The organism is Zavarzinia compransoris (assembly GCF_003173055.1).
In the GTDB taxonomy this organism is placed as follows: domain Bacteria; phylum Pseudomonadota; class Alphaproteobacteria; order Zavarziniales; family Zavarziniaceae; genus Zavarzinia; species Zavarzinia compransoris.
The window spans coordinates 117025-136459 of sequence record NZ_QGLF01000003.1 but is presented as its reverse complement, the minus strand read 5'-3'; the positions used below and the strand labels follow the sequence as shown (position 1 = coordinate 136459).

General features: G+C 68.7%; 24 protein-coding genes. 11 read left to right on the top strand and 13 right to left on the bottom strand.

Annotated elements, in window-relative coordinates; all coding sequences use genetic code 11:
* Window positions 1-2: 2 nt before the first annotated feature.
* The gene (locus DKG75_RS11250) at window positions 3-419 is read right to left on the bottom strand and encodes a hypothetical protein (protein WP_109921221.1); all 417 of its coding nucleotides are present in this window, start codon (window positions 417-419) and stop codon (window positions 3-5) included.
* Window positions 420-529: 110 nt separating this feature from the next.
* Here DKG75_RS11250 and DKG75_RS11245 point away from each other — a divergent pair, with 110 nt between their 5' ends.
* Window positions 530-1051, top strand: coding sequence for a tyrosine phosphatase family protein (locus DKG75_RS11245; RefSeq protein WP_109921220.1), 522 nt, complete (start codon window positions 530-532; stop codon window positions 1049-1051).
* A gap of 23 nt (window positions 1052-1074) precedes the next feature.
* The gene (locus tag DKG75_RS11240; RefSeq protein ID WP_109921219.1) at window positions 1075-1851 is read left to right on the top strand and encodes an SDR family oxidoreductase; all 777 of its coding nucleotides are present in this window, start codon (window positions 1075-1077) and stop codon (window positions 1849-1851) included.
* On the opposite strand, the gene DKG75_RS11235 is transcribed toward DKG75_RS11240, so the two are convergent.
* Window positions 1784-2857 (bottom strand): AraC family transcriptional regulator, encoded by a 1074-nt coding sequence (locus tag DKG75_RS11235; RefSeq protein WP_109921218.1) that lies wholly within the window; start codon window positions 2855-2857, stop codon window positions 1784-1786. The two genes, DKG75_RS11240 and DKG75_RS11235, sit on opposite strands and share 68 nt — an antisense overlap.
* Before the next feature lie 130 nt (window positions 2858-2987).
* Here DKG75_RS11235 and DKG75_RS11230 point away from each other — a divergent pair, with 130 nt between their 5' ends.
* Both DKG75_RS11230 and DKG75_RS11225 read left to right on the top strand, forming a co-directional pair.
* Window positions 2988-4745 carry an N-acyl-D-amino-acid deacylase family protein gene (locus DKG75_RS11230; protein WP_109921217.1) on the top strand — a complete coding sequence of 586 codons (1758 nt, stop codon included), beginning with the start codon at window positions 2988-2990 and terminating at the stop codon, window positions 4743-4745.
* A gap of 69 nt (window positions 4746-4814) precedes the next feature.
* Complete coding sequence (locus tag DKG75_RS11225) at window positions 4815-5420, top strand: hypothetical protein (protein ID WP_109921216.1); 606 nt, start codon at window positions 4815-4817, stop codon at window positions 5418-5420.
* Window positions 5421-5460: 40 nt separating this feature from the next.
* Here DKG75_RS11225 and DKG75_RS11220 read toward each other — a convergent pair whose 3' ends face one another.
* From DKG75_RS11220 to ddpX, 3 genes are read right to left on the bottom strand one after another with little or no spacing between them, the layout of a single operon-like run.
* Entirely contained in the window at window positions 5461-6438 is a 978-nt protein-coding gene (locus DKG75_RS11220) for a DUF6635 family protein (RefSeq protein WP_109921215.1), read from the bottom strand.
* Between the two features lie 4 nt (window positions 6439-6442).
* The gene (locus tag DKG75_RS11215; protein WP_109921214.1) at window positions 6443-6844 is read right to left on the bottom strand and encodes a Rap1a/Tai family immunity protein; all 402 of its coding nucleotides are present in this window, start codon (window positions 6842-6844) and stop codon (window positions 6443-6445) included.
* 50 nt (window positions 6845-6894) lie between these two features.
* Window positions 6895-7449 (bottom strand): D-alanyl-D-alanine dipeptidase, encoded by a 555-nt coding sequence (ddpX, locus tag DKG75_RS11210; protein ID WP_109921213.1) that lies wholly within the window; start codon window positions 7447-7449, stop codon window positions 6895-6897.
* 87 nt (window positions 7450-7536) lie between these two features.
* Between ddpX and hslV the strand changes: the two genes are divergently transcribed.
* The 3 genes from hslV to DKG75_RS11195 all read left to right on the top strand — a co-directional run bounded on the left by hslV (window position 7537) and on the right by DKG75_RS11195 (window position 10312).
* Complete coding sequence (gene hslV, locus DKG75_RS11205; protein ID WP_208112156.1) at window positions 7537-8079, top strand: ATP-dependent protease subunit HslV; 543 nt, start codon at window positions 7537-7539, stop codon at window positions 8077-8079.
* A 2-nt stretch (window positions 8080-8081) separates the two neighbouring features.
* Window positions 8082-9386 (top strand): ATP-dependent protease ATPase subunit HslU, encoded by a 1305-nt coding sequence (hslU, locus tag DKG75_RS11200; protein WP_109921211.1) that lies wholly within the window; start codon window positions 8082-8084, stop codon window positions 9384-9386.
* 110 nt (window positions 9387-9496) lie between these two features.
* The gene (locus DKG75_RS11195; protein WP_109921210.1) at window positions 9497-10312 is read left to right on the top strand and encodes a hypothetical protein; all 816 of its coding nucleotides are present in this window, start codon (window positions 9497-9499) and stop codon (window positions 10310-10312) included.
* A gap of 46 nt (window positions 10313-10358) precedes the next feature.
* Here the strand turns inward: DKG75_RS11195 and DKG75_RS11190 are convergent, their stop codons facing one another.
* Window positions 10359-10952, bottom strand: a complete 594-nt coding sequence (locus DKG75_RS11190; protein ID WP_109921209.1) for a TetR/AcrR family transcriptional regulator — start codon at window positions 10950-10952, stop codon at window positions 10359-10361.
* A gap of 78 nt (window positions 10953-11030) precedes the next feature.
* On the opposite strand from DKG75_RS11190, the gene DKG75_RS11185 reads away from it, so the two are divergent.
* Window positions 11031-11795: a DUF1295 domain-containing protein gene (locus DKG75_RS11185; protein ID WP_109921208.1), complete on the top strand. Its 765-nt coding sequence runs from the start codon at window positions 11031-11033 to the stop codon at window positions 11793-11795.
* Between the two features lie 11 nt (window positions 11796-11806).
* Window positions 11807-12193 carry a hypothetical protein gene (locus tag DKG75_RS11180; RefSeq protein ID WP_109921207.1) on the top strand — a complete coding sequence of 129 codons (387 nt, stop codon included), beginning with the start codon at window positions 11807-11809 and terminating at the stop codon, window positions 12191-12193.
* A 122-nt stretch (window positions 12194-12315) separates the two neighbouring features.
* Here DKG75_RS11180 and DKG75_RS11175 read toward each other — a convergent pair whose 3' ends face one another.
* The 3 genes from DKG75_RS11175 to DKG75_RS11165 all read right to left on the bottom strand — a co-directional run bounded on the left by DKG75_RS11175 (window position 12316) and on the right by DKG75_RS11165 (window position 14351).
* Complete coding sequence (locus tag DKG75_RS11175; RefSeq protein ID WP_109921206.1) at window positions 12316-12549, bottom strand: hypothetical protein; 234 nt, start codon at window positions 12547-12549, stop codon at window positions 12316-12318.
* A gap of 375 nt (window positions 12550-12924) precedes the next feature.
* Window positions 12925-13800, bottom strand: coding sequence for an alpha/beta fold hydrolase (locus DKG75_RS11170; protein WP_109921205.1), 876 nt, complete (start codon window positions 13798-13800; stop codon window positions 12925-12927).
* Entirely contained in the window at window positions 13797-14351 is a 555-nt protein-coding gene (locus tag DKG75_RS11165; protein WP_109921204.1) for a winged helix-turn-helix transcriptional regulator, read from the bottom strand. The genes DKG75_RS11170 and DKG75_RS11165 overlap by 4 nt, the downstream gene beginning before the upstream one ends.
* A 113-nt stretch (window positions 14352-14464) precedes the next feature.
* Here DKG75_RS11165 and DKG75_RS11160 point away from each other — a divergent pair, with 113 nt between their 5' ends.
* Window positions 14465-14917 (top strand): nuclear transport factor 2 family protein, encoded by a 453-nt coding sequence (locus DKG75_RS11160; RefSeq protein ID WP_109921203.1) that lies wholly within the window; start codon window positions 14465-14467, stop codon window positions 14915-14917.
* Between the two features lie 74 nt (window positions 14918-14991).
* Here the strand turns inward: DKG75_RS11160 and DKG75_RS11155 are convergent, their stop codons facing one another.
* From DKG75_RS11155 to DKG75_RS11145, 3 genes are read right to left on the bottom strand one after another with little or no spacing between them, the layout of a single operon-like run.
* Window positions 14992-15564, bottom strand: coding sequence for a Smr/MutS family protein (locus DKG75_RS11155; protein WP_109921202.1), 573 nt, complete (start codon window positions 15562-15564; stop codon window positions 14992-14994).
* Entirely contained in the window at window positions 15561-16808 is a 1248-nt protein-coding gene (gene mltA / locus DKG75_RS11150) for a murein transglycosylase A (protein WP_109921201.1), read from the bottom strand. The genes DKG75_RS11155 and mltA overlap by 4 nt, the downstream gene beginning before the upstream one ends.
* A gap of 21 nt (window positions 16809-16829) precedes the next feature.
* Window positions 16830-17498 carry a Tim44/TimA family putative adaptor protein gene (locus DKG75_RS11145; RefSeq protein ID WP_109921200.1) on the bottom strand — a complete coding sequence of 223 codons (669 nt, stop codon included), beginning with the start codon at window positions 17496-17498 and terminating at the stop codon, window positions 16830-16832.
* Between the two features lie 197 nt (window positions 17499-17695).
* Between DKG75_RS11145 and secB the strand changes: the two genes are divergently transcribed.
* Entirely contained in the window at window positions 17696-18178 is a 483-nt protein-coding gene (secB, locus tag DKG75_RS11140; protein ID WP_109921199.1) for a protein-export chaperone SecB, read from the top strand.
* Here secB and DKG75_RS11135 read toward each other — a convergent pair whose 3' ends face one another.
* On the bottom strand, window positions 18179-19309 hold the full coding sequence (locus DKG75_RS11135) for a 4Fe-4S cluster-binding domain-containing protein (protein ID WP_109921198.1): 1131 nt from the start codon (window positions 19307-19309) through the stop codon (window positions 18179-18181). It lies immediately after the preceding gene.
* Window positions 19310-19435 lie beyond the last annotated feature (126 nt).

Sequence of the window (19435 nt, the reverse complement as noted above, 5' to 3'; positions counted from 1 at the left end):
CCTCAGGCGCGGGCGAGGCCGGCGAGACGGTCCGCCCAGGGCCGGGTCGCGACCTCCCCGGTCGAGACCAGGGTGAAGCGGTGGCGGCCGAAATCCCGGGTCTCGATCACCAGCCGGCCGTTCTCCAGCCGGCAGGCCCGGATGTCGCCGGGGCCAAGCAGCCGGCTCGGCAATTTGTCGCCGAAGGCGAAGACGAGGCCGAGGCGCGGCCCGCGCCGGTCGGTCGCCAGCGCCGCCCGGCGGTCGGCGGCGATCCAGACCTCGGCTGCCTCGAAATCCTGCCAGTCCTCGGCCAGGCGGCGCCGGGCCAGCGCCTCGTCCAGCGCCGGCGCCCGGGCGCCCCGCGCGGCGAGAAAGATCGCGGCCATCAGGCCCACGGCCGCAAACCCGGCAATGATCAGCGGCAAGGCTGCATCCATACCTATCCCCTCCCCGTTTCCCTTGGCGGCACTGGTGGCCGCTTGTTCATGAGAATTTATCACTTTAGAGTGGGCAGGCAACGCCGCGAAGGGCGTGTCGGGATCGGGAAATGCCTGTCGTTCATGTCTGCCCCTGGGCCGAAGTGCCGCGTGTCGCCAAAAGGGTGCGGCCCAGCCATCTCGTGTCGCTGCTCGACCCCGGCGACTGGCCGGAAACCCCGCCCGAGGTGGCGCCGGACCGCCACCACCGGGTGGGCGTGCATGATTACGCCGAGCCGCAGGACGGCGCCGTGGTGCCCGAGGAACGGCACATCCGCGAATTGATCGGCTTCCTGAACGGCTGGGATCCGGCGGCGCCGATCCTGATCCATTGCTTTGCCGGCATCTCGCGCTCGACCGCCACCGCCCTGATCACGCTCGCCCTGCACAACCCGGGGCGCGAGGCGGAAGCGGCGCGGGCCATCCGCGCGCAATCGGCGATCGCGCAGCCGAACCGGCGCATCGTCGCCATCGCCGACCGCCTGCTCGGCCTCGACGGCCGGCTGAACCAGGCGCTGGCCGCCATGGGGCCGGGGCGCCCCTCCTATGTCAACCAACCCTTCGAGGTGCCGCTGACGCTCCGGGCCGACTGAAAACGACAAAAAGGGGAGAGAGAATGAGCAAGGCCGTGTTCATCACCGGGGCCGCCCGGGGCATCGGCGCCGCCATCGCACGCCGCTTCGCGGCCGAGGGTTATTATCTCGGCCTCGTCGATCTCGATGCCGAGGGGGTGGCGCGGCTGGCCGCCGACCTGGGCGCCAACCGCTGCTTCCACGCCGCCCTCGACGTCACCGATTTCGCGGCTTACGAACGGGTGCTCGGCGATTTCACCGAAGCCGCGGGCGGGCGGCTGGATGTCCTGGTCAACAATGCCGGCATCGCCAAATTCGGCGCCTTCGAGACCATCGCCCCCGCTTTTCACGGCAAGACCATCGACGTCAACCTGAAGGGCGTGGTCAACGGCTTCCATGCCGCCCTGCCCCACCTGAAGAAGACGCCGGGGGCGACCGTCGTCTCGCTCTGTTCCGCCTCCGCGCTTTACGGGACGCCGGGGCTTGCGGTCTATTCCGCGACCAAATTCGCCGTCCGCGCCCTGACCGAGGCGCTGGCCCAGGAATTCGCCCCCTTCGGCATCAAGGTGACCGATATCATGCCCGGCTTCGTCGCCACCGACATGGTGCACGGCCAGAGTGCGGCCGCCGGCGCGGCGGTGAAGAAGATGGGCGGCATCGACCATCGCCCGGAAGATATCGCCGATCTCGCCTATCGGGCGGTCACGGGCGACAAGGTCCATTGGCCGGGCAATGCCACGGTCCGCTTCGGTCTCAGGCTGGCCGGCCTGTTCCCGGGCCTGATGCGCCGGATGATGCGGCCGATGGCCCAGATGCATTGACCCGGCGCCAGCGCGCCGGCGTCTCCCCGGTCCAGCGCCGGAAGGCGCGGACGAAGACCGCCGCTTCGGCAAAGCCGAGGCGGCGGGCCACCGCCTCCACCCCCAGGCCGCCGTCCGCCAGCAGCCGGCGGGCCAGCGCCAGGCGCAGCGCATCCCGTTCCGCGGTGAAGCTGGTACCCTGGTCGGCCAGGGCCCGTTGCAGGCTGCGGCTGCTGGCGTTCAGCACGGCGGCGGCGCGTTCGATGGTCGGCGCCTCGCCCGCCGCCAGCAGGCGTTGCAGGCACAGCCGCAGGTCGGCGACCGCGCCGCTGGCGGACAGCCGCGCCGCCGCCACCCCTTCGGCATGGCGCAGCAGCAGGGCATGCAGCGCCTCGTCGGCCGAACGGGCCGGCGTTGCCAATTGGGCATGAGTCCAGGCCAGCGCATTCATCCCCGCCCCGAAGCGCAAGGGCGCCGCGAAGAATGCCGCCCAGGGGCCGGAATCGCGCGGCGCGGCGCGTTCGAAGCGGACCTCGGCCGGGGCCAGGCGCGTGCCCGTGATCAGGCGCGACAGCACCAGGGCCGCCGCCAGCGCGGCATCGACCCGCATCTCCTTCAAGGGCCAGTCCGGGCTTTGCGGCCGGTGGGTGACGAGGACGAGGCCCGGCTCATGGGCGATGCCGATCAGGCTGCCCTCGCCGATCAGGGGCGTGAAGCGCATGGCCGCGCGGAGCGCCGCGCCGAGGTCCGGCGCCGTCGCCATGACCTGGCCGGCCAGGCCGAAACTGGCGAATTCGGTGCGCCGGCCGATCTCGATGCCAAGGGCGGGATCGCCGGTCAGCGCCGCGGCGGCGGCCCAGACCCGGTCGACCTCGGCCAGGGTCAGGGCGCCGTCGCCCTGGGCCAGCCGCGCCGCGCCGATACCGGCCCGGGCCAGAATGGCCGCCGCGGTCAGGCCGGGGACAAGGCTTGCCGCCGTCTCGACCACGCTGCGGATATAGGGGATGGAGACCGTGCCGCCGCTCATGGCCGATTGTGCCGCGCGCTGGCGCGAAAAGTCAATTTCCCGGCGGCGGCGATCAATGATCCCGATCTGCACTTCGGATTAAATCCAATCCAGGCACAACCGCCGACCAGAAGCGGAACGGGGAAACACCATGGACTATGACCTGAAGATCACGGGCGGCACCATCGTGGACGGCACGGGGGCACCGGCCTATCGGGGCGATGTCGGTATCCGCGGCGGCCGTATCGTGGCCCTCGGCGCCTGTCCGGGGACGGCGGCGCGGGTGATCGATGCGGCGGGCGCCATCGTCACCCCGGGCTTCGTCGACCTGCATACCCATTACGACGGCCAGGTGAGCTGGGATGCCGATCTCCGGCCCTCGGTCAACCATGGCGTCACCACGGCCGTGCTGGGCAATTGCGGCGTCGGCTTCGCGCCGGTCCGCCCCGGCGACCATGATTGCCTGATCCGCCTGATGGAAGGGGTCGAGGATATTCCCGGCGTCGCCCTGGCCGAGGGGCTGAAATGGAATTGGGAAAGTTTCCCCGACTATCTGGCCGCGATCGATTTCCCCCATGCGATCGATTTCGCCGCCATGGTTCCCCATGATCCCTTGCGCGTCTATGTCATGGGCGAGCGCGCGGTCCGGGGCGAGGCGGCAAGGCCCGACGACATCGCCGAGATGCGCCGCCTCCTGCGCGAGGCGATGGCGGCCGGCGCGCTTGGCTTCGCCACCGGGCGCAGCGACACCCACCGCACCTCGGACGGGCTGTGCACCCCGGCCGCCGAGGCGACCATCGCCGAACTGACCGGCATCGCCGAAGCCCTGCGCGGCCTCGACCACGGCGTTCTCCAGGCGGTGTCCGATTTCGACCTGGAAAAGGGGCCGGACGAATTCGAGCGCGAATTCGACATCGTCGAAGCCTATGCCGCCACCGTGCCCGAGCGCCCGACCTCGATCAGCCTGATGGAACGGCCGCTGGAGCCCCGGCAATGGCGCCGCATCATCGAACGGGCCGAACAGGCGCGCGACAAGGGCCTGACCATCCGCCTGCAGACGGCGCCCCGCGCGGTCGGGGTCATGGTCGGCTTCCAATGCACCTTCCATCCCTTCATGGGCCATCCGTCCTATAAGGCGATCGCCCCTCTGCCGCTGGCGGACCGGGTTGCCCTGCTGCGCGATCCGGCGACCAAGGCGCGCATCCTGGCCGAAACGCCGGAGCGCCTGGCGGCGGACGGGTCCTCGGTGCCGCCCATGGTGGACAAGTTCCTGGCGGCGGTCGATTTCGTCTCGACCATGCTGTTCCGGCTCGGCGACGTGCCCGACTACGAACAGCCCTTCGAGAAATCCCTCTATGCCGAGGCGCAGGGGCGGGGCGTGCCGCCGCTCTCGGCGATCTACGACGCCATGCTCGACGACGGCGGCCGGGCGATGCTCTATTTCCCCTTCGCCAATTACGTCGAATTCTCGCTCGACAATGTGCTGACCATGATGCGCCACCCCCTGGCCCTGGCCGGCCTGTCCGACGGCGGGGCCCATGTCGGCACGGTGTGCGACGCCAGTTTCTCGACCTTCCTGCTGTCCTATTGGGCGCGCGACCGGGTGAAGGGCGAACGCCTGACGCTCGAACGGGTGGTCCATATGCTGACCGGGGCCAATGCCGCCCACGGCGGTTTCCACGATCGCGGCACGCTGGCGGTCGGCAAGCGCGCCGATCTCAACGTCATCGATTTCGATCGCCTGTCCCTGAAATCGCCCCATATGGTGCGCGACCTGCCGGCAGGCGGCCAGCGCCTGTTGCAGGATGCGGTCGGCTATCGTGCCACCGTGGTCGCCGGCATCCCGGTGGTCGAACACGATGTGCTGACCGGGGCGAAGCCGGGCCGGCTGGTGCGCCTGGGGCGTTAATTCGCCATCCCGGGCTTGCCCGGGTTCGCGACCTGCGAGAAACTTCCCCTTCGATACCAGGGGAAAGAAATGCGAAGCCGTCTTTTTGGGGGCGCCGCCGGGTTGTGGGCTGGGTTGCTGCTGATCCTGGCGGCTTGCGCCAATGAGGAGCGTGTCGTCGCGGTGCCGCCGGCGAAGGCCGAGCACCTTAGCGGTCTCGTTCCCCTTACTCAGGAACAGATACGGCCCCTCGATTCCCCCTTCATGGTGACCATGATCGTCGATGAAGCGTCGCCGACCGGATATGAAATTCCGGAAACACTCGAACGCGCCGATGAATTGCTGCGCATCGCTTTAGGAAATGTCTTTTATCGGAAATTCATCCAAGAGTTCAGGATGTTTTATTGTTTCCCGATGAATGAAAATAATATCGATGAGGATTGGAAATTCACCTACTTTGCAAGTTTCATCGCCGTTGCATGGGGACTAGACCGCGAGGATTCTAAAGCACTGAGTATACCCGTCAGCAAAATTTACTTCTTTGAGGAAACCCGCATCTATCAAAGGATCTATGCGATTTTCGCCTCGATCCAGCTAGGGCAGAATAATCTGGATAAATTCTGGTTCTGTACGCCGCGGTGCTTTTCCGATCCCGAAAACTGCGACCGGGAGGAGTTCCTGTCGGGCAGAGGCTGAAAGTCCCCGGGCGATGGCTTCGGGGACGGCGGCATTGCCGTCAGGACGCCGCCAGCCGGGCGATGTCGATCAGGTCGATCAGGCGGGCGATGTAATGGTCGCGGGGGTTGAAGGCCAGCCCCTCGCCCCGGCGCAGGGCGTGCTCGATGCCGTCGACCAGCTTGTTCAGGCGGCGCTGGTGCAGGCCCAGCGCCCGTTGCGCCGGATCGGTGACGAGGCCGGAAAAGGCGCTGAGCACGGCAACCCCCAGGAACAACCCGCCGGTGACGCCGGCGACCAGGGCCGGCCCGGCACTGGCCGGGAACCAGGAATGCCACAGGCCGCCAAGGCCGGCGCCGAGCGGAAAGGTCGAGATCGCCGCCGACTGGGCCAGCGCCCCGGCCAGCATCGGCCCGAGGGAGAGGAGGCCGGGCGTCACCTGCTTGAAGGCGACGGCGCCGATGCCGAGACTGGCCAGCGCCGTCGCCACTTCCGATGCCGCGACCCGGGTCTCGACATAGCGGGCCAGGGCCGTATCCAGGGCGGCGCGGAAATCGGGATCGTGCAGGCGCCGCTCGCGCGCCAGGGCCAGGGTGCGCAGGGCGGCATCGACCATTGGATCGGCGCCCAGCGCCCGGGCCATGCCGTCCGCCCCGTCCGCGTCGGGGGCCAGATGCAGGAGATCGCGTTCGATCAGGCCGCCCACGGCCGCCGCCACCCGGGTCCGGCGGATCAGGTCGAGGCCGGACAGGCGGGCACCCGCGGTCTTCGCCCCCAGCCGGCCGAGACCGAGGCCGGCCGCCTTGATGCCGAGGTGGGGCACCGCCAGCAGCAGGTTGGCGGGCGCCCGGGCCAGATCCCAGCCCATGGCGTTGCGGTGCAGGGCCAGCGACCCCTTCAGCGAGAAATGGCGGTCGACGAAGCCGGGGATCCGGCGCCGGCAGCCCGCGATGTAATCGTCGATCGCGGCATCGACGATGCCGGCGGCCGCCGCTTGTGATAGGGGCACCTGCGACAGGGGCAGCAGGGCGCCGGCCATGGGCTCAGGTCCCGCCGGGGCAGGGATGGCGGGCGCGCATCGCCGCGCGCATCAGGACATCCGCCGACTGGCCGTCGAATTCGGCCCGGTTGCTGCCCCAGTCCAGCACGGTGTCCGCGATCTCCTGCCATTTCAGGCTGCCGTTGATGCACATGACCTGATCGTTGGGGACCAGCGGCCGGGCCGCCTCCAGCTGGAAGAAATTCTTCATGTAGTCCTTGCAGCGCCGCGCCGCCGCCCGGCTGCCCTCGCCCGGCGGATTGGACAGCGCCTTGCCGGCGGCGCCGCAGATGTCGCGGAAATCGGCGCCGGTGACGATCTCGCGCGGCGGCGTCTCCTCCGCCCGGGCGGCGCCGGCGATCAGCAGGGCCGTGCCCAGCAGGGCCGCACCCAGGTTCGTTCTCATCCGTCTCTCCCCGTTTTTTTCCGGTATCTGGTTTTCCGTTATCTGGTCGGTCAGGGCTTGGGCATCAAGCCCGTGCCGGCGGCAGCGTCCGACAGCAGCGGATAAGTGTCCGGGTCCGGCAGATTGTAGTGCCACCATTCATATTCATTATGCACGAATCCCGCCTCGACCATCACGCCCAGCAGCAGCAGGCGGTTGCGCCGCGCCTCGGGCGGGACGGCGGCGGCGTGGTAGGACAAGACCGTCATCTCGTCGAAGCCCGTGCCCATGTCGAGGGGGGTGCCGTCCGGCAGGGCCAGGGTGAGGTCGACGGCGATGCCGCGCCCATGGGTGGAGCCGAGGCGCGGATCGGCGATGAAAGTGGGGTCCGGCAGGGCGTCCCACAGTTTCCACTGCGCCTCGGTCGGGCGGAAGGCATCGAAGACGAGAAGGTCGAGGCCGATGGCCCGCGCGGCAGCCCGGGCCCGCGAAAAAGCCGCCGCCGCCTCGGGGTGCAGATAGCAGGCGGCGCGGCCGTAGATCGGCACGCCGGTGATATTCTCCGCCGTCGCATAGGCGAGTTGGATGAAGGGCCCCTGGGGCCCGGCCGTGATTTCCGTCAGCATGATCGGGGGACTGTGCCAGATCGGCGCTTGTGATGGCAGCCGCGATCGCTACATAAGGACCACCGATTAAACGCGAGGATCGTTTCGTTGAGCGAGCAGACCCCCATCTGGCACGGCACCACCATTCTCGGCATCCGCAAGGGCGGCAAGGTGGTGGTCGCGGGCGACGGCCAGGTCAGCCTGGGCCCGACCGTGATCAAGGGCAATGCGCGGAAGGTCCGGCGCATCGGCAACGGCAAGGTGATCGCCGGTTTCGCCGGCGCCACCGCCGATGCCTTCACCCTGTTCGAACGCCTGGAAGCCAAGCTCGAACGCTTTCCCGACCAGTTGACGCGGGCCTGCGTCGAACTGGCCAAGGACTGGCGCACCGACCGTTACCTGCGCCGGCTGGAGGCCATGCTGATCGTCGCCGACGCCTCGACCATCCTGGTGCTGACCGGCAACGGCGACGTGCTGGAGCCCGAGGACGGCGTCACCGCCATCGGCTCGGGCGGGAATTTCGCCCTCTCCGCCGCCCGCGCCCTGCTGCCTTACGAAGAAGACGCCGAGGTGATCGCCCGCCGGTCGCTGGAGATCGCCGCCGATATCTGCGTCTATACCAACCGCAATCTCACCGTCGAAGTCATCTGATCATGAGCGAATTTTCCCCGCGCGAAATCGTTTCCGAACTCGACCGCCACATCGTCGGCCAGGCGGAGGCGAAGCGCGCCGTCGCCATCGCGCTGCGCAACCGCTGGCGCCGCCAGCAATTGCCCGACGACCTGCGCGACGAGGTCCTGCCGAAGAACATCCTGATGATCGGGCCGACCGGCGTCGGCAAGACCGAGATTTCCCGCCGCCTGGCGAAACTGGCCAATGCCCCCTTCCTGAAGGTCGAGGCGACCAAATTCACCGAGGTCGGCTATGTCGGCCGCGACGTCGAGCAGATCGTGCGCGACCTGCTCGAAGCCGCGATCGTCCAGACCCGGGAAAAGCTGCGCCGCGAGGTCCGCGCCAAGGCGGAACTCAACGCCGAGAACCGGGTGCTGGACGCCCTGGTCGGCGAGACCGCATCGAAGGACACGCGGGAGAAATTCCGGGCCAAGCTGCGCACCGGGGAGCTGGACGACAAGGAGATCGAGGTCCAGGTCGCCGACAATGCCAATCCCCTGGGCAATATGGATATTCCGGGCATGCCGGGCGGCGCCGGCGTGCTCAACCTCGGCGACATGTTCGGCAAGGCGTTCGGCCAGCGCACCAAGGCCAAGCGCATTTCGGTGCGCGACAGCCACGCCACCCTGCTGGCCGAGGAATCGGACAAGCTGCTGGACCAGGAAAGCGTGACCCGGGAAGCGATCAGGGTGACCGAGAACGCCGGCATCGTCTTCATCGACGAGATCGACAAGATCTGCGCCCGCTCGGAACGCCAGGGCGCCGACGTCTCGCGCGAGGGGGTGCAGCGCGACCTGCTGCCCCTGATCGAAGGGACCACGGTCTCGACCAAGCATGGCGCGGTGAAGACCGACCATATCCTGTTCATCGCCTCGGGCGCCTTCCATATCGCCAAGCCCTCGGACCTGCTGCCCGAACTGCAGGGCCGCCTGCCCATCCGGGTCGAATTGAAGGCCCTGGCCCGCGAGGATTTCGAGCGCATCCTGACCGAGCCGGAAGCGAGCCTGATCCGCCAGTATGTCGCCCTAATGGCGACGGAAGGGGTGACCCTGGACTTCACGCCCGACGGTATCGCCGAAATCGCCAAGGTCGCCGCCGAGGTCAATGCGACGGTCGAGAATATCGGGGCGCGGCGCCTGCACACGATCCTCGAACGGGTGCTGGACGAGATCAGCTTCACCGCCTCCGACCGGGCCGGCCAGACCCTGACCGTCGATGCCGCCTATGTGGCCAAGGGCGTCGGGGCGCTGGCCGCCAATACCGATCTCTCCAAATTCATCCTGTAGCCGTCCCCGGCGCGGCATGCGGCAATGAGGCGTTGCCGCATTTCCGAGATTACAATCCCCATGAGAATCGGCAATAACTCGGCAATGCCGTGTTGAGGCCGGGAGGGGTTATGGGTTTCGGGAAGACGGGAGCGCGCGGCGCCGCCGCGCTGATGGTCGCGGCGCTTTCGATCGGGGGCTGCGCCGCGATCTTCGAGGGTGTCAACCAGGACATCACGGTCAATACCAATCCCCCGGGCGCCAGCTGCGTCCTGGAGCGGGAGAATGGGGTCATCGCCAGGGTGGACTCGACCCCGGCCATCGTGACCGTGCGCAAGAGCAAGCACGACATCGTCGTCCGCTGCAACAAGGCGGGCTACCACGAGGCGACCTTCATCAACAATTCCGGCACCACGGCGGCGGTTGCCGCCAATGTCGCGGCCGATGTCATTCTCACCCTCGGCATGTCGTCGATCATCGATTCCGCCAGCGGCGCCGACAACAAGTATGACAGCGTGGTCAACATCAGCATGGTGCCCCTGCCTGCCGGAGGCGTGGCCGGTGCGGCCACCGCCGCCGTCTCCCCCGCGTCTGTTTCCCCCGCGCCTGCTGGCCCGGGGGTCGCCCGGGCGATCGCCCCGGACATCCTCCAGGATACGACCCTCTACGGCATGCAGTCGAACGAGGCGGATTTCATCGACTATTACGACCCCGGCGGCCAGGCCGTGCGGCAGGTCGGCCAGTGCCGGACCGCGGGCACCTGGGCCGTGCGCGACGGTCGGTTCTGCCTGCATTTCTCCCCGGCGGCCGAGGTCTGCTACGGCGTCGGCGGCAGCACCGGGCAGCCGGTGCTGACCGCGGGGCCCGATCAGCCCGTGCTGCGGGCCAAGCGCATCGTGGCCGGCAATGCCGAAAACCTGTCCCTGCGCGGGGGTAACTGCCCTTAGAGTTTATCGGCTTCATACTGAAGCGGACAAACTTCAAGGCCGGCAATCAGGCCGGCCGGAGCGCGCGGATGAAGAAGCGGTCGATCTGGGTGCGGACGGCCGCCGCCTCTTCCGCCCCCAGCAGGGTTTCCGACGGCAGGGCTTCGGGCGGTACCTGGAGATAGGACGTGACCACCCGCCCGAACCAGGCCAGAAGGTCGGGCAAGGTGATGTCGGGGGCGATCTGGCCCAGGCGCAGCCCCTCGACATAGGGCCCCTGGAAGAAGCCCAGCCAGGCCTCGATGATCGGCGGCGACCTGAAGTGCAGCAGGGTCGCCGCCTGTCCCGCGCTGTTGCCGACATGCATCAAGGCCAGCGGCGCCCGGGGCGATTCCCGGATCACATGGCAGCAGCAGTCGAGCAGGAAGGCCGGAAAATCCCCGGCCATGGCCACCGCCGCCCGCAGCCCGGCGAGAAAGGCCAGGGATTGCCGTTCGACCAGGGCCGCCAGCACCGCCTCCCGGGTCGGGAAATGATTGTACAGCGTGCGGCGCGACACGCCGGCGGCCTGGGCGATCTCGCCCATGGTGGCGGCAAGGCCGGCGGCGGCGAAGCACTGGGCGGCGTGCTGAAGGATGAGGTCGCGGGTGCTGAGCGTCATTTGCACAAAATCTGATTATTGTGAAGATCGAGATTTACATGTAACATTGATTTGTAAACTATAAGGGGAGGGAGCGGGATGGGAACAGCCTATCTCTATGCCTTGGGGCTTATTCTGCTCATGGGCCTTGGGACCTTGGCCACCACCTTGCGCCAGGCCGGCCCCTATGGCCGGCATATGACGGAGGCCCAGCGCGGCACCATGCCGGCCCTGCCCGCCTGGCTGCTGTTCGAAAGCCCGCAATGGTTCGCCTTCGCCCTCACCTTCTGGCTGCTGGCGCCGCCGGCGGCGGGGCCCGCGGCGCCGATGCTGTTCATCTTCTGCCTGTGGCAGGCCCATTATACCTATCGGGGCCTGATCTATCCCCTGCGCATGCGCGACCGCCACCGGCGCTTTCCGCTGATCGCCGTGGTCATGGGGTTCAGCTTCAACCTGCTGAACGGCTTCGCCAATGCCTATGACGTCGGCCATGCCGGCCATCTGATGTCGGCGGACTGGTTTGCCGATCCGCGCTTCCTGGCCGGGCTCGTCGTCGCCGTCATCGGCTGGCTGGTGAATTTCCAGGCCGATTCGATCCTGATCAAGCTCCGCGCCGACGGCTTCACCGGCTATCGGGTGCCCCGGGGCGGGGCGTTCCGCTATGTCTCCGCCGCCAATTATTTCGGCGAGATCGTGTTCTGGGCCGGGTTCGCCCTGATGTGCTGGACCTGGGCCGGGCTGGTCTTCCTGCTGTTCACCATGGCCAACCTGATGCCGCGTGCCGTCGCCCATCACCGCTGGTACCGGCGGGAATTTCCCGATTATCCGAAATCGCGCCGGGCGGTGATCCCCGGCCTTCTGTAAGGAGAGGCAAGATGACCGCCGCCGCGCGCAGCATGCTGTGGTTCTCGCTCTATATCCTGGCCGCCGGGGTGCCCATGGTGCTGGCCCCCGCCCTGATCCTCGAGGTCCTGGGCTTTCCGAACGAGGGGACGGACTGGATCCGCTTCCTCGGCGTCGTGGTGCTGATCGTCGGCTACTACTATTTCAACCTGGCGCGGACCGGGGTCACCGCCTTCTTCTGCTGGTCGGTGCAGATGCGGATCGCCATCGTGCCGGTCTTCCTTGCGCTGATCCTCGTCTTCGGCATGCGGCCGCTCTACATTCTGTTCGTGGTGCCGGATTTCCTCGGCGCGCTCTGGACCTGGGCCATGCTCCGGCGCGAGGGCATCAACCCCTTCCGCCCGGGACGCGCTGCCTGACCGCCGATTCGAAAAAAACGGGCGGCAGTTGCCGCTGCCGCCCGAAGTCGCCGGATGGGGGATGAATCGCACCCGACGGGGAGGAACCCTGCCCGGCCCCGACCGTGGGACCGGGAAGAGCGTCATGCGGCGCGGAAGCGCCGGAACGGGAGATGGGCTTTCACCAGGTTGCGGGCCGCGGCCTCGATCTGGTGCAGGCGGCGGAACTGGCTGCCGTCGAGCAGGCGGAACCGCGGATCGGAAGCGACGAAGCGATAGCCGCTGCGCTCGCGCAGGGCGATGCCCGCCGTGATGTCGTCGACTTCGATGGTGATGGCCGGCGCGGCGGTGATGTCGCCGGCAATGACGTAGGACATGGTGGTCTCCTGGCGCCCCGCGCACTTCTAGCGCGGATGCGTGACAATCTCGGGAATACGACTCGGATTCTTGTCAGCGGCGACAACAACAGGCGGCGTTGCAGGCCATGTCGCGCCAGGAGCGTTCAGGGGCGGCGGTCGTCTTGGTGACAGGCATCGGTTCACTCCTCGACTGGGGGAACCACGACCGGCGTCGTGGCGCTTTAGCAGGGATGACGCGGCGCAAGCTGCTCCCATCAAATTCCGCGGGCCCTATATCGGGGGCCGGCCGCCATCGGTTTTCCGCCGATGCGTGAGGAGACACTACCATGCTCCGGTCAGGGGTCAATCATGTTTTACATGATCGCATGTATTCCATTTTTAAATAACTTATTCCTATTGTGAAAAGAAACGATCGGCCATGCCGGCGACCTCGTCCAGCCGGTCGTGGTGCACCCAATGGCCGGCATGGTCCAGCGCCTCGACCCGGACATCCCGGAAATAGCGGGTCTTGCCGTCGGCCACGGGATCGGCAGCCCAGCTTTCCGTGCCCCGCAGCAGAAGGACCGGGCAGGTGATGCGCGACCACAGGGCGCCCAATTCCTCGGGCGTATGCCAGGTCGGGCTGACGACGCGGACATAGGGGTCGTATTTCCAGGAATAGGTGCCGTCCTCGTTCTGGCTGGCGGCATGGATGGTCAGGTGGCGGGCCTGTTCGTCGGTCAGGCGGGCATTGGCGGCTTTCATGCGGGCGATGCAATCCTCGATCCCGGCATAGCGCGGCGGGCGCTTGTGGGCGATCGCCCGCGTCGCCTCCACCCAGTTGCGCAGGCGTTCGTGGGTGGGGACGCTGGCGTGTTTCTCGACCACCGCGGGCGACGGCCCCCAGCCCTCGATGACCATCAGGCGGCGCAGCTTTTCCGGATAGACCCCGGCATAGAGCAGGGACACCGCCCCGCCCCAGGAATGGGCTAGGATATTCACCGGCGCCAGCCGGCGCTGCTCGATCAATTGGGCAAGGTCCAGGATGAAGCCATGGGTCGGGTAATGGCTGCCCGGGGCATGGTCGCTGTCGCCATGGCCGCGCAGGTCGACGGCAAGGACGTGGAAACGATCGGCCAGGCGCTGGGCCAGCCAGTCCCAGCTGCGGCAATGGTCGTTGCCGCCGTGGACCAGCAGCAGGGGCGGCGCGCCCTCGTTGCCCCAGTCGACGTAATGCAGGCGCAGGCCCTGGCTGTAATAGCGGTGCGACGTCGGCCCCAACCGGTTCATCGGTCCTCTCCCTCTTGTTCTTCTTGTCGTGCCCGTTCCTGCCGGCGGGCCCGTTCGCGTTCGGCCAGCCGCCCGGCCACCACCATGGTTCCCGGTTTAGCCGCCCCGCCGGGCCCGGGCAAGACGTCGACGGCGCCGGCCTCGACCCTGCCGCCGCAGGCGGAGCAATGGACCTCGGCCTGGAACGGCCGGCCGCAATCGTGGTGGACGAAGACCAGCGGGCTGCCCTCCGCCGGCCGGGCCCAGCGCTCGCCCCAGGCGGTCAGGGCCAGGATCGCCGGCACCAGGTCCAGGCCCGCCGGCGACAGGCTGTAGGCATAGCGCAGCGGCCGCCGGGCATAGGCCCGGCGCTCGACGATGCCGCTGTCGATCAATTGGGTCAGGCGCCGCGTCAGCAGGTTGCGGGAAATGCCGAGATCGGCCACGAGATCGTCGAAACGGTCGAGGCCGAGGAAGAGGTCGCGCAGGATCAGCAGCGTCCAGCCGTCGCCGACGACATCGAGGCCGCGGGCGAGCGAGCATTGCATGCGGGCGAAACTGGTTCTCTGCACGGCCGGATTCCCTATCGGTTGCTTTATTGAACTTACTCGGCTATCGTTAGTTCACTCATGAAACTCACTGGGCGCCGCCTTGTTCGTTCAATAAGTGAACTTAAGGGGAAGCCATGTATCACGCCATCGTGAAACGCAGGGTCCGGGCCCTGTTCGCCGCGGTTTCGCAAGGGGATGCGGAACCGGTGCTGCGCCAGTTCGCGCCCCGCTTCGAGCATCGCTGCCTCGGCGACAGCGCCCTTGGCGGGGTCCGGCGCAGCCTGGCGGCGACGCGGGCGTGGTACCGGCGGCTCTATCGCCTGATGCCGGATATCGGCTTCACCCTCGAGGATATCGCGGTGGCGGGCGGGCCCTGGCACACGATCGTCACCGCCACCTGGGAAGAGCGCAATTCAGGCACCGACGGGGTGGAGACGCGCAACCGCGGTATCCATGTCCTGACCTTGCGCTGGGGCCGGGCCACCGCCCTGCTGATCTGCCCCGATACCGCCGGCCTGACCGCGACCCTGGACCGGCTGGCCGCGGCCGGGGTGGCCGAGGCGAAGGCGGCCCCGATCCTCGACTGAGGCCGCCGCGGCGGCACCCTTTCCCCCGGCTGCGGAATGAACGTTCATTCCGCCGGCTGGCGGCGGTGCCGCTTTCAGTCCCGGGGCCGTTTCAGGACGACATAGAGCGCGCCCTCGCCGCCGTCGCGGCGCTGGGCCGGGTGCCAGCCCAGCACCCGGTGGGCATGGTCCGGCGCGTTCAGCCAGCGCGGCACCATCTGATAGAGGACGCCGGTCGGCGCCTCGTCGATCGGGCCGCGGCCGCGGCCGGTGATGATCAGGACCGAGCGCACGCCGCCGTCATGGCATTGCGCCAGGAAGCGGTCGAGGGCGCGGTGGGCCATCTCCTGGGTCAGGCCGTGCAGGTCGAGGCGGGCCTCGATCGGCAGTTCGCCCCGGACCAGGCGTTTCTGCTTGGCGCCGTCCATGGTGTGGACGCGGGCGCCGGGGGCCGGCGCCTCGCCGGAAAGCGGCAGTTCCAGGCGGGTGACGACCCGCTTCGGCCGGGCCCCGGGCAGGGGCGCCAGGGCGGGCGCCACCTTGCCGCTGGCCAGCGGCGCGACATCCTTCATGGCGGCGGTGAAGAGATCGCGTTCCGCCTCGGTCGCGGGGCGGCCCGGGAACATGCCGCGCGGGCCCTTGTCCGGCCGGGGCTTCCGCGTGCTCACGGGCGCTTGCCTGCTTCCGGGGGGCCTGCGTCGAGGGCGGCGGCGACCGGGGCGGGCAGCAGCCACCACCAGCGGCCCTGCTGCTTCATGGCGCCGGCAAGGCGTTCCGCCTCGGCGCCCGCGCCGAAGAAGACGTCGCCGCGCACCGGCCCGCGGATGGCGCCGCCCGTATCCTGCGCCACCATCAGGCGGCGGAAGGCGGGGGCGGCCTCGCCCTCGGCCGGCGGCGGCAGGCTGGCGTCCAGGAAGACCGGCACGCCCAGGGGGAAGAACTTGCGGTCGACGGCCAGCGAGCGCCCGGCGGTCAGGGCCACGCCCTGGGCGCCCAGGGGCCCCGGCCCCTCGCCCAGGTCGCGGAAGAAGACATAGGAGGGATTGCGGTTCATCAGTGCCGCCGCCTGCGCCGGATGGGCGTTCAGCCAGGCCTTGATCGACTGCATGGTGACCCGGCCCTTTTCCAGCAGGCCGTCCGCCAGCATGACCTTGCCCAGCGCCACGTAAGGATGCCCGTTCTGCCCGTCGAAGCCGACCCGCAGCAGGCGCCCGTCCGGCAGGCGTACCCGGCCCGAGCCCTGGATCTCCAGGAAGAAGGCTTCGACCGGAGAGGCGACCCAGACCAGTTCCAGGCCCTGGCCGGCCAGGGCGCCGCCGGTGATGGCCTCCCGGTCCTCGAAGGGTTTCAGGCGGCCGTCCCGTACCCGGCCGGCGATGCGCTGGCCCTTCAGCTCGTCGCGGAAGTCGCCGAGGTCGACCTGGACCAGATCGCCCGGCCGGCGATAGAGCGGGGTGCGGTTGGTCTCGTCGGCGGTCGGGCTGCCCGCCAGTTCCGGTTCGTAATAGCCGGTGAACAGCCCCTGGGCCGCCGTCCCGTTCAGGGCCTGGACCGGGCGGAAGCGGTCCTCGAAGAAATCCCGCACCGTCGCCGTGTCGGGGGCGGCCAGGGCCAGGGCCAGGGCCTCGGTGCAGGCGGGGACCCAGTCCGCCACCGTGCCGGCGAGGCCGAGGCTGGTCTCCGGCTTTCGCTTCAGCAGCCGTTCGCACGACAGGCGGAAGGCCGGCCAGGCTTCCTCCGCCCGGTCATCGGTCCAGCCCGGCAGGTCGGCGAAGCGGGCGGGGACGAGCGCCAGCACCGGCGTCTCGGTGGCGGGCGGTGCCTTGGGGGCGGTCAGCAGGACCCCGGCGACGGCGAGGCCGGCGGCCAGGGCAAGGCCGAAGCCGGCCGTCAGCAGGGGGCGGCGCGCCATGAGAAGGCCCCGGGAACGGGATCAGCGGGCGCCGGTCGCGACGAGCTGCCAGTTGGGGTCGCGGCTGCGGGTGTCGCGGGCGAAGGTCCAGACGTCGACCATCTCGCGGGCCATGGTCGGATGCCCTTCGATCACCCGGCCTTCGGCATCGCGGACGACCGAGATCGCCTCGGCGACGAAACGCACCGTCACTTCGGCGGTGCGACCGTTCATGCGGCCCTCGTCGATGGTCGCCGACTTGATGCTGACCAGCTGGTAGGAGGCGACTTCCCCCGCCGCCTGCCGCCGGGCGATGACGCCGGTGAAGCCGGCCAGGACATCGGGCGCCACCAGGGGGGCGAGCGTCGCCTCGTCGCCCTGGGCGAAGGCGCCGACGATCATTTCATAGGCAAAGCGCGCACCGGCGATGAAGCCGTCCGGCTCGAAGCCCCGGTCCGCGAGGCGGATCTCGGTGAGGTTCGGCCCCTGCGGTTCCGCGACCTCCCGCTCGGGCGGGGGGTTCCGGGTGGGCAGGGGGATCACCCTGCCGTCGTCCGGCTTGGCCTCGGCCGCGGGCGGCTGCTGGCGCGGGAAGGGGTCGCGCGGCTGTTCCTCGCCCGTGCGCTGGCCGAGCACGCTCCACAGCCGGAACGCGATGAACCCGGCGATCGCGGCCAGAAAAAGGATGTCGAGGTACTGAAATCCGCCCATGGTATGTTCAATCCCGGCATCCACCGGCCCAAGTTTTGGCCGGAATCAGCATAGACTCTGGTCCGGCCCGAATCCAGAGAACAGGGTTTCCGTCCAGATAGGAACCCGCGGCCCGCTTGCCAAGGCCTTTTCCCGCGCTTGTTCGCCGCCGGCCCCTGTGGTAGCGGATGAACCGCTTTTCCGGGGACCCATCTCTCATGACCGATACTTCCGTCGCCTCGAACGACCAGGCTTCCGCCGAACCCGTGCAGTTTTCGGTGATCGCGCAATATGTCCGCGATCTTTCGTTCGAGAATCCGGGCGCGCCCGCCAGCCTGGCCATGGCCCAGCAGCCGAAGATCGACATCGGCGTCGACGTCCAGGCCCGCCGCCTGCCGGAAGACCGTTTCGAGATCGAACTGCGCATCCGCGCCAATGCCGCGGACGCGGAAAGCCGCCCGGTCTTCGTCGTCGAACTGGTCTATTCCGGCCTGTTCCTGGTGAAGAACGTGCCGGCGGACGCGCTGCAGCCGCTGTGCCTGATCGAATGCCCGCGCGTGCTCTTCCCCTTCGCGCGCCGGATCATCGCCGATGTCACCCGCGATGGCGGCTTCCCGCCCCTGCTGCTCGATCCGATCGATTTCGTGGCGCTCTACCGCCAGCATCTGGCCCGGGCGCAGGCCCAGGCCCAGCAGCAATAATCAAACGGTATCGCCCCGCCACAGCAGGGTGGCGGGGTCGCCCGGCCCGTCCAGCGCCGCCGGCAGGTCGTGATAGAGAATGTCGCGGCCGCGATGGCGGAACAGGGCGGTGCCCGCCGCCCGGTCGCGAGAGACCAGATGCTCGCGCCGGAATTTGCCGAGCGGACTGTCGAAGGTCAGCGCCGTCGCATTGATCCAGCTCGGCGTTTCCGCCGACAGGCGGTCGTGCAGGGCGAACAGCCGGTCCAGGGTGAGGCGGAACGCCGCCGAATAGTGAATGGGATCGGGCGCGAAGATGGACAGGTTGCGCACCCCCATCTCGTCCAGCCGGCGCAGGTGCAGGGCCAGCAGCCCGGCATCGTCGTTCACCCCGCGCAGGATGGGGAACTGGTTGTACTGCCGGACCCCGAGCCCGCCCAGCCGGGCCAGCAGGTCCGCCACCGCGCCGCAAACCTCGTAAGGGTGCACGATATGATGCACGAGGCGCAGCCTCGGCCCCGCCAGCAGGCGGTATTTCTCGCCCTTCAGGAAGAACTGCGGGGCGAAGACGGCGCAGCGCGTGTGCAGCCGGATGGAGTGGAGCTGGTCCAGCCCCTGCAGGCGCGCCAGCACCCGGTGCAGCGCATCCGGCGACAGGGTGAGCGGATCGCCCCCTGAAAGGATGACCTCGCGCACCGCCGGCTGGGCCCGGACGTGATCGACCAGGGCGTCCAGCTTGTCGCTGAGATCGGCCGGATCGTCGCCATGCATCTCGCTGAGCACATCCTGGCGGAAGCAATATTGGCAATGGGCGGCGCAGAGCGGCGTGGCCAGGAACAGCACCCGGTCGGCATACTTCTGCACGATCGCCTTCGATGCCGTCTTCATATTGGCGCGGTCGTCGACGAAATCCGCCACCTCGCCCGGCGCCCGCTGGGAAAGCCGCGCCCGGCTCGGATAGACCACCCGGTGCAGCGGCCCTTCCGTATGGCCCAGCGCCGCCAGTTCCGCCGCCAGCTTTTCGGCATAGAAGGCGGTCACCTTGACCGGCAGCAGCCGCGCCTCCCCCGCCAGCCGCCCATAGTCGGCATTCAGCACCGCCTGCTCGGCGGGGCTGGTCAGGGGGGATAAGGCAAGGGCGGGCTCGGCCAAGGCATGGTTCCTGCTGCGGGACGCGGATGTTTAAGCCGAACCCGGCGCGGGGACAATGGCCGCGGCCGCGCGCACGGGGTTCGCCCCGCTCATATCTCCCGAACCTTGTCTTCCCCGGCGGCCTGG